The organism is Quadrisphaera sp. KR29 (assembly GCF_052644995.1).
The window spans coordinates 194,856-203,522 of record NZ_JBQXXG010000007.1 but is presented as its reverse complement, the minus strand read 5'-3'; the positions used below and the strand labels follow the sequence as shown (position 1 = coordinate 203,522).

Sequence of the window (8,667 nt, the reverse complement as noted above, 5' to 3'; positions counted from 1 at the left end):
CCGAGGACGCCGAGGACGCCGAGGACGCCGAGGACGCCCGTCCCTGAGCCCGATCGAGAGCCCCGCAGCGCTTGCTGCGGGGCTCTCGTCGTACCGTCGGCAGGTGTCCAGCGACCCCGGAGCACCCAGCGGCGGTGCCTACGAGTGGCTGCAGCGCGGACTGGCCCTCCTGGGCAGCGGTGACGCCGAAGCGGCCTCCGTGCTGCTGGAGCGCGCCAACCGCGACCAGCCCGGTTCCGCCAGCATCCTCGAGGCCCTCGCCCGCGCCCAGTTCGACGCCGGCCGCATCGGCCAGGCCGCCTCGACCTTCTCGGCGCTCGTCGACGTCGCACCCGACTCCGACTACGCGCGGTTCGGCCTCGGGCTGAGCCTGTCGCGCCTCGACAGGTTCCCCGAGGCCGCCGAGCAGCTGGCCCTGGCGGTGGCCATGCGGCCGGACCGGCCCGAGTACCGCGACAGCCTCACGCAGGTGCGCGCCACGCTGCGCGCCCGCAAGGAGGCCTCCGGTGGCTGACCCGCAGCCCACGCTCGCGCAGTCCCACGACCTCCTCCTGTTCGACCTCGACGGCGTCGTCTACGTCGGCGAGGACGCCGTGCCGGGGGCCGTGGACGCCATCTCCCGCGCCTACCGGGACGGGCGCGCGGTCGGCTACGCCACCAACAACGCCTCCCGGCCACCGCAGGAGGTGGCCGCCCACCTGCGCCGCCTGGGCGTCCCCGCCCGCGACGAGGAGGTCACCACCTCCTCGCAGGCAGCAGCGCAGCTCGTGGTCGAGCGGCTGGGCGCGGGTGCGCGGGTCCTGCCCGTGGGCGGACCCGGTGTGCGCGAGGCCCTGGTCGAAGCCGGGCTGCAGCCCGTCGGCCCCGCCGAGGGCCAGCCGGCCGCCGTCGTCCAGGGCTTCGGACGCCAGCTGGGGTGGACCGACCTCGCCGACGCTGCTGCGGCGATCCGCGGCGGGGCCCTGTGGGTGGCCACCAACACCGACCTCACGCTGCCCACCGAGCGCGGACCCGCGCCCGGCAACGGCTCCCTGGTCGGGGCCGTGCGCAACGCCGTCGACGTCGACCCGCTCGTGGCCGGCAAGCCTCAGCCGACGCTCTTCCACGCCGCCGCACGACGCGCCGGTGCGCAGCAGCCGCTGGTGGTGGGCGACCGCCTCGACACCGACGTGGCCGGGGCCGTGAACTCGGGCATGACGGGCGCCCTGGTGCTCACCGGCCTCACCAGCGCCGTCGCCCTGGTGACCGCGCCGGCCGGGCAGCGCCCCGACCTCGTGCTGCCCGACCTGGGAGCCCTGCACGCCCCCGCACCGCCCACCGCCCACCTGGTCGAGGGCGGTGCCGCCTGCCGTGAGGCGCGGGTGCGCCTCAGCGAGGGCCTCCTGCGGGGCGAGGCGGGCTGCCCCGGGCCGGGCGCGCCCCTGGAGGAACTGCTCGACCTGCTGCGCGCCGCCTGCGCCGCGGCCTGGGCCGGCGCCGGTGCCAGCGGCGTCCCGCCGCGGCTCGACCCGCAGCTGGTGGAGGCGCTCGGCGACCTCAGCGCCCGCTGCCGCGGCGAGCAGCCGTCAGGCTGACCACCCGCTGCGGCGGGTAGCGTGAGGACGGCGCACCGGCGCCGACCAGGGTGGTGCACGGGAGGGGAGCCATGACCTTCGAGGGACTGCGCGGCTACGCGCAGGCGGCGAACGACCTCTCCGCCATCGCCAGGGCGCGCCTGCTGGAGGCGGTGCGCGAGGCGGTGCGCAGCGAGGTCGAGCGCGCCGGCGCCGCCGTGGGCCTGGCCACCGCCGAGGAGGTCGCGGCGCTCAAGCGCTCCGTCGACAGGCTCCAGCGCCGGGTCGCCGTCCTGGAGGGCACCGCCCAGGCCGCTGGCCCCGCCTCCGGCGCGGCCAGCGGTGGCGCGGCGCGCCCCGCCCGTCGTCCCTCGGCCGCCCGGGCGCGCGCCGGGTCGCGTCCCCCGGTGGGTCCTCCCCGCTCCACGCGCCCCGCGGCCCCGGCCGGGCCACCGCCCGTGCCGGACGTCCCGGCCCCCTCCGCCGCCGCTGAGGACCCGGCCACCGGCGACGACTCCGGCACCGGCCGGGCCAGCTCGACGGCCAGCTCGACGGCCAGCACGACCGCGAGCGCGTCGACGAGCAGGACCGCGAGCACCGGCGCGGAGGCTCCCGCGCCGCCGCGGCGCCCCTCCGCCCGCAGCACCACCCGCCGTCCGCGCGCAGCGACGGGCGCCGCCCCGGTCGGCGAGGCCGACGCCGCCGCTCCCGCCGCCGGTCCGGCCAGGGTGACCCCGGTCCGCCGTCCTCGCAGGAGCTCTGCGGGCGCGAGGGACGCAGAGGCCTCCGGCAACGTCCCGGCCCAGTCCGGCCCCTCCGAGGGCGGGCAGGACGGCGGAGGGCGCCCGTGAGCCCGCAGCCGCTGGAGCTGCCCCGCACCGGTGACGCCGCCGTCGACCTCGCGCTGGCGGCGCTGCGCGCTGCCGCCGCCGACCCCGCCGCCGATCCCCTGGCCGCCTCCCGGGCCCTGGCCGGTGCCCACGAGGCGCTGCGGGCCCGCCTGGCCGACGCCGGGTGACCGCCCGGTGAGCCCGGTGGCGCGCCGGCTCCGCCTGGACGCCGAGCTGGTCCGCCGCGGCCTGGCGCGCTCCCGCGAGCACGCCGGGGAGCTCGTGGCCGCGGGTCGCGTCACCGTCGGCGGGTCCGTCGCCTCCAAGCCCGCCACCCAGGTCGAGGCCAGCGCCGCCGTCGTGGTGCGCGAGGACGCCGACGACGCCGGCTGGGCCAGCCGCGGCGCGCACAAGCTGCTCGGCGCCCTCGAGGCGACCGGCGTGCCCGTGCAGGGCCGGCGCTGCCTGGACGCCGGGGCGTCCACCGGCGGCTTCACCGACGTGCTCCTGCGGGCCGGCGCGGGCTCCGTCGTCGCCGTCGACGTCGGGTACGGCCAGCTGCTGTGGCGCCTGCGCAGCGACGAGCGCGTGGAGGTGCTCGACAGGACCAACGTGCGCGAGCTCACCCCCGAGCAGGTCGCCCCCGCACCGGAGCTCGTGGTGGCCGACCTGTCCTTCATCTCCCTGCGCCTCGTGCTGCCCGCGCTGGTGCGCTGCGCGGCCCCGGAGGCCGACCTGCTGCTCATGGTCAAGCCGCAGTTCGAGGTGGGCCGCGAGCGGCTCGGCTCCGGAGGGGTGGTCCGCGACCCCGCCCTGCGCGCCGAGGCCGTGCGCGAGGTGGTCGCCGCGGCCGCCGGGCTGGGGCTGCGGCTGCACGCCTGCGCGGCCAGCCCGCTGCCGGGACCGAGCGGCAACGTGGAGTACTTCGTGCACCTGCGCCGCGGGGAGCCGCTTCCGGCCGAGGAGTCCGGGCAGCTGGTGGCCACCGCCGTCGCCGAGGGACCTGGAGGGACGCCGTGAGGCGCGTGCTCGTGCTCACCCACACCGGGCGGCAGGACGCCGTCGACGCGGCGCGCCAGCTGGTCGCCCTGCTCGACGCCGCCGGGATCGAGCCGGTGCTGCTGGACGACGAGGCCGCGGACATCCCCGACTGCACCGGCGTGCGCCGCGTGAGGCCGGGGCAGCTGGACGGGCTCGAGCTCGTCGTCGTCGTCGGCGGTGACGGCACCGTGCTGCGCGGCGCCGAGCTGGTGCACGGCACCGGCGTCCCGCTGCTCGGCGTGAACCTGGGCCGGGTCGGCTTCCTGGCCGAGATCGAGCGCGACGCGCTGCAGAGCACCGTCGACCACGTCGCCGCCCGCGACTACGGCGTGGAGGAGCGGCTGACGCTCCAGGTCCACATCGTCGAGGGCGGTGTGGTGCGGGCGACCTCCTGGGCCCTCAACGACGTCAGCGTGGAGAAGGGCTCGCGCGAGCGCGTGCTCGAGCTGGTCACCGAGGTCGACGGGCGCCCGGTCTCCACCTACGGCTGCGACGGGGTGGTCATGGCCACGCCGACCGGGTCCACCGCCTACGCCTTCTCCGCCGGGGGGCCGGTCGTGTGGCCCGGCGTGCAGGCGCTGCTCATGGTGCCGATCTCCGCCCACGCGCTGTTCGCCAGGCCCCTGGTCGTCAGCCCCGACTCGGTGATGGCCGTGGAGGTGCTCGAGCGCAACCAGACCGACGGCGTGGTGTGGTGCGACGGGCGCCGCGCGGTGCAGGTGCGCCCCGGCGCGCGCATCGAGGTGCGCCGCGGCCCGGAGCCGGTCCGGCTGGCCCACATCAGCACCGGCCCCTTCACCGACCGCCTCGTGGCCAAGTTCGGCCTGGCCGTGGGCGGGTGGCGGGGTCCGGACGACACCGCCGAGCGCGGCGTCGGGGGAGCCGGGCACTCCTCCACCCGGCGACCGGCACCACCGCACGGGACGCGGTGAGCGGCGTGCTGGAGGAGGTGCGCATCCGCTCCCTGGGCGTCATCACCGACGCCACGCTGGAGCTGTCCGGCGGGTTCACCGTCATCACCGGGGAGACCGGCGCGGGCAAGACGATGCTCGTCACCGGGCTCGGGCTGCTGCTCGGCGCCCGCGCCGACGCCGGCGCCGTGCGCCGCGGCGCGGACTCGGCCGTGGTGGAGGGCCGCTTCGTGGTGGCGCCGGGCAGCCGCGCGGCGGAGCGGGCCGCGGAGGCCGGCGCCGAGCTGGACGACGACGTGCTCATCGTGGCCCGCAGCGTCTCGGCCACCGGGCGCGGTCGCGCCCACGCCGGGGGCCGCTCGGTGCCGGTGGCGGTGCTGTCCGAGCTGGCCGACGACCTCGTGGCCGTGCACGGCCAGTCCGAGCAGGTGCTGCTGCGCTCCCCGGCGCGGCAGCGCCAGGCCCTGGACCGGTTCGCCGGCGCCGCCGTCGCCGAGCCGCTGGAGCGCTACGCGGCCGCGTGGCGCCGCCTGGGCGCCCTGGACGCCGAGCTCGCCGCGATCACCGCGGCCGCGCGGGAGCGGGCCGCCGAGGCTGAGCTGCTGCGCGCCGGCCTGGAGCAGGTCGAGGCGGTGGCCCCCCAGCCGGGGGAGGACCGCGCGCTCGCGGCCGAGGCCGACAGGCTCGACCACGCCGAGGACCTGCGCGCCGCCGCGGCCCTCGCCCACGCCGCCCTCACCGGTGACCCCCTGGCCGAGGATGCACCCGACGCCGCCTCGCTCGTCGAGGCCGCGCGCCGCCCCCTGGAGGCGGTGCGCGAGCACGACCCCCACCTGGGCTCCCTGGCCGACCAGCTGCACGAGGTGGGCTACCTCATCGCCGACGCCGCGGCGGAGCTGGCCTCCGCCGCCGAGGCCGTCGACGTCGACCCGGTGCGCCTGGCGGCCGTGCAGGACCGGCGCGCCCAGCTGGCCTCCCTGGTGCGCGCGCTGCCAGCAGCGGCCCCGGCGCCCGGGGACGAGGGCGCGCCGAGCGGGGTGGACGCCGTGCTGGCCTGGGCCGCCGCCGCCTCCCCGCGCCTGCTGGAGCTGGACGGCGACGGCGACCGCACCGCGGACCTGCGTGCGGAGCGCGACGTGCTCGTGGCCGGGCTGCTGGAGGCGGCCGCCGAGGTGAGCGTCGCCCGCGGGCAGGCGGCCGAGCGCCTGGGGGAACTGGCCACCGCCGAGCTGCCCGAGCTGGCGATGCCGCACGCGCAACTGGTGGTGCAGGTCTCGCCCTCACCGGCCTCGGCGGGCGACCGCGAGGGGCTGCCGGGGCTGAGCGCCACCGGCGCCGACGACGTGGCGCTGCTGCTGCGGCCCTCACCGGGGCAGGCGGAGCGGCCGCTCGCCAAGGGCGCCTCCGGCGGTGAGCTGTCCCGGATCATGCTGGCGCTGGAGCTCGTGCTGGCCGCCAGCGACGTCGTCCCCACCTTCGTCTTCGACGAGGTCGACGCCGGGGTGGGCGGCAAGGCGGCGGTGGGCATCGGGCGCCGTCTGGCGCGGCTGGCGCGCGACCGCCAGGTCGTCGTCGTCACCCACCTGCCGCAGGTCGCGGCCTGGGCCGACCAGCACCTGCGGGTGGCCAAGGCCGTGGACGGGCAGGTCACCGTCAGCGGCGTCACCGCCCTGGACGGCGAGGAGCGCGTGGTGGAGCTGGCGCGCATGCTGGCGGGGCAGGAGGAGTCCGGCTCGGCCCGTGCCCACGCCGAGGAGCTGCTGGTAGCGGCCGCCAGGGAGCGCTGAGCGCCGCCCGGCGGGTGCGCCCGGGCGCGTGACGCGCGTCCAGCGGCCCCGGCGCCGTCCGGGCCCGCTGGTAGGCTGGCAGCCCGTGGCGAATCGCGGAACGCAGGGCCAGCGCGGGGGCACCACCCGGCACATCTTCGTGACCGGGGGCGTGGCCTCCTCCCTCGGGAAGGGCCTGACGGCCTCCAGCCTCGGCCACCTCCTCCGGGGGCGCGGGCTGCGGGTCTCGATGCAGAAGCTCGACCCGTACCTCAACGTCGACCCGGGCACCATGAACCCGTTCGAGCACGGCGAGGTCTTCGTCACCGACGACGGCGCCGAGACCGACCTCGACATCGGCCACTACGAGCGCTTCCTCGGGGTCGACCTCGACGCCGCGGCCAACGTCACCACCGGGCAGGTCTACTCCACCGTGATCGCCAAGGAGCGGCGCGGGGAGTTCCTCGGGCACACCGTCCAGGTGATCCCGCACATCACCGACGAGATCGTCGAGCGGATGCGCGCCCAGGCCGTGCCGGGCCCCGACGGGGAGCCGGCCCCGGACGTCATCATCACCGAGGTGGGCGGCACCGTCGGCGACATCGAGTCGCTGCCCTTCCTGGAGGCCGCGCGCCAGGTGCGCCAGCGCATCGGGCGCGACAACTGCTTCTTCGTGCACGTCTCCCTGGTGCCCTACCTCGGCCCGTCCGGGGAGCTGAAGACCAAGCCCACGCAGCACTCGGTGGCCTCCCTGCGCAGCATCGGCATCCAGCCCGACGCCATCGTGCTGCGCTCGGACCGCACCGTGCCGGAGTCGGTCAAGCGCAAGATCGCCGCGATGTGCGACGTCGACGAGGACGCCGTCGTCAACGCCGTCGACGCCGCCTCGATCTACGACATCCCCAAGGTGCTGCACTCCGAGGGCCTGGACGCCTACGCCGTGCGCCGCCTGGACCTGCCCTTCCGCGACGTCGACTGGACGGCGTGGGACGAGCTGCTGCGCCGCGTGCACCGCCCGGCGCACACGGTGGTGCTGGCCCTGGTGGGCAAGTACATCGACCTGCCCGACGCCTACCTGTCGGTGACCGAGGCCATCCGCGCGGGCGGCATCGCCTGCGACGCGCGGATCCAGCTGCGCTGGGTGGCCTCCGACACCTGCACCACGCCCGAGGGCGCCCGCCGCGAGCTGTCGGGGGTCGACGCGGTGTGCGTCCCGGGCGGCTTCGGGGTGCGCGGCATCGAGGGCAAGCTCGGGGCGCTGAGGTGGGCCCGGGAGAACCAGGTGCCGACCCTCGGCCTGTGCCTGGGCCTGCAGTGCATGGTCATCGAGCACGCCCGCCACGTGGCGGGCATCGAGGGCGCCAGCAGCACCGAGTTCGACCCGGGCACCCCCGACCCGGTCATCGCGACCATGGCCGAGCAGGAGCACATCGTCTCCGGCGACGGCGACCTGGGCGGCACGATGCGCCTGGGCCTGTACCCGGCGGTGCTCGCCGAGGGCTCCGTGGTGGCCGAGGCCTACGGCTCCACGCGCGTCTCCGAGCGCCACCGGCACCGCTACGAGGTCAACAACTCCTACCGCGGGCGCCTGGAGGAGCACGGGCTGGTCTTCTCGGGCACGTCACCCGACCGCGGGCTCGTGGAGTACGTCGAGCTGCCGCGCGAGGTGCACCCCTACTACGTCGGCACCCAGGCCCACCCGGAGTTCCGCTCCCGCCCGGACCGCGCCCACCCCCTCTTCCAGGGCCTGGTGGCTGCGGCGCTGGCGCGCCAGGCCTCCGAGCGCCTGCTCGAGGTCACCGCGTGAGCGCTGCCGCAGGCGGGGCAGCCGGCGGCGGCGCAGCGGGCGGCGGCGCAGCGGGCGGTGGCGCAGCGGGCGGCCACCTGCCGGCCAGCGCCACCGCCGGGGCCTCCGGCGCCCCGCGCGACGAGCTGGTGACCTCCGCGCCGCGCACCAGCGAGGTGCTCCACCGCGGGTACGTCTGGGACCTCGCCCGCGACGTCGTCACCCTCGACGGCGTCGAGGGCGGGGCGCTGGGCTCGGGCACCGTCACGCGGGAGCTGCTGCGCCACCCCGGTGCGGTCGGCGTGCTGGCCCTGGACGAGTCCGAGCGGATCCTCCTGGTGCGCCAGTACCGCCACCCCGTCGAGCACCTGCTGTGGGAGCTGCCCGCCGGCCTGCTCGACGTGGCCGGCGAGCCGCCGCACCTGGCCGCGGCCCGCGAGCTGGCCGAGGAGGCCGACCTGCGCGCCGCCAGCTACCACGTGCTGCTGGACTGGTTCCTGTCCCCGGGGGGCTCGGACGAGGCCTTCCGCCTGTTCCTGGCGCGCGACCTGTCCCCGGTCCCGCACGCCGAGCGGCACCGCCGCGAGGCGGAGGAGGCGGGCATGGTCTCCACCTGGGTGCCCCTGGAGGCCGCTCGCGACGCCGTGCTGGCCGGTGACCTCAACAGCCCCAGCCTGGTGGCCGGGGTGCTGGCCGCGTGGGCGGCGCGCGAGCGCGGCTGGTCCGAGCTGCGCCCGCTCGACGCGCCGTGGCCCCAGCACCGGGCCTACCGTTAGGCCC

9 protein-coding genes are annotated in these 8,667 nt (G+C 77.6%); all 9 read left to right on the top strand.

Annotation, left to right across the window (positions count from 1 at the left end; all coding sequences use genetic code 11):
- The first annotated feature begins 103 nt into the window (after positions 1 to 103).
- Positions 104 to 514 (top strand): tetratricopeptide repeat protein, encoded by a 411-nt coding sequence (locus ACUN9U_RS08945; RefSeq protein ID WP_445484588.1) that lies wholly within the window; start codon positions 104 to 106, stop codon positions 512 to 514.
- Positions 507 to 1,574 carry an HAD-IIA family hydrolase gene (locus tag ACUN9U_RS08940; protein ID WP_445484587.1) on the top strand — a complete coding sequence of 356 codons (1,068 nt, stop codon included), beginning with the start codon at positions 507 to 509 and terminating at the stop codon, positions 1,572 to 1,574. The genes ACUN9U_RS08945 and ACUN9U_RS08940 overlap by 8 nt, the downstream gene beginning before the upstream one ends.
- A 71-nt stretch (positions 1,575 to 1,645) precedes the next feature.
- Positions 1,646 to 2,404: a hypothetical protein gene (locus tag ACUN9U_RS08935; protein ID WP_445484586.1), complete on the top strand. Its 759-nt coding sequence runs from the start codon at positions 1,646 to 1,648 to the stop codon at positions 2,402 to 2,404.
- The gene (locus tag ACUN9U_RS08930) at positions 2,401 to 2,571 is read left to right on the top strand and encodes a hypothetical protein (RefSeq protein WP_445484585.1); all 171 of its coding nucleotides are present in this window, start codon (positions 2,401 to 2,403) and stop codon (positions 2,569 to 2,571) included. Before ACUN9U_RS08935 ends, ACUN9U_RS08930 begins: the two co-directional genes overlap by 4 nt.
- 16 nt (positions 2,572 to 2,587) lie before the next feature.
- Positions 2,588 to 3,403, top strand: a complete 816-nt coding sequence (locus ACUN9U_RS08925; protein WP_445484584.1) for a TlyA family RNA methyltransferase — start codon at positions 2,588 to 2,590, stop codon at positions 3,401 to 3,403.
- The gene (locus tag ACUN9U_RS08920) at positions 3,400 to 4,356 is read left to right on the top strand and encodes an NAD kinase (protein WP_445484583.1); all 957 of its coding nucleotides are present in this window, start codon (positions 3,400 to 3,402) and stop codon (positions 4,354 to 4,356) included. Before ACUN9U_RS08925 ends, ACUN9U_RS08920 begins: the two co-directional genes overlap by 4 nt.
- 5 nt (positions 4,357 to 4,361) lie before the next feature.
- On the top strand, positions 4,362 to 6,122 hold the full coding sequence (gene recN / locus ACUN9U_RS08915; RefSeq protein WP_445484599.1) for a DNA repair protein RecN: 1,761 nt from the start codon (positions 4,362 to 4,364) through the stop codon (positions 6,120 to 6,122).
- Between the two features lie 85 nt (positions 6,123 to 6,207).
- Positions 6,208 to 7,908: a CTP synthase gene (locus tag ACUN9U_RS08910; protein ID WP_445484582.1), complete on the top strand. Its 1,701-nt coding sequence runs from the start codon at positions 6,208 to 6,210 to the stop codon at positions 7,906 to 7,908.
- A gap of 125 nt (positions 7,909 to 8,033) precedes the next feature.
- Complete coding sequence (locus ACUN9U_RS08905; protein ID WP_445484598.1) at positions 8,034 to 8,663, top strand: NUDIX domain-containing protein; 630 nt, start codon at positions 8,034 to 8,036, stop codon at positions 8,661 to 8,663.
- The last annotated feature ends 4 nt before the right edge of the window (positions 8,664 to 8,667 follow it).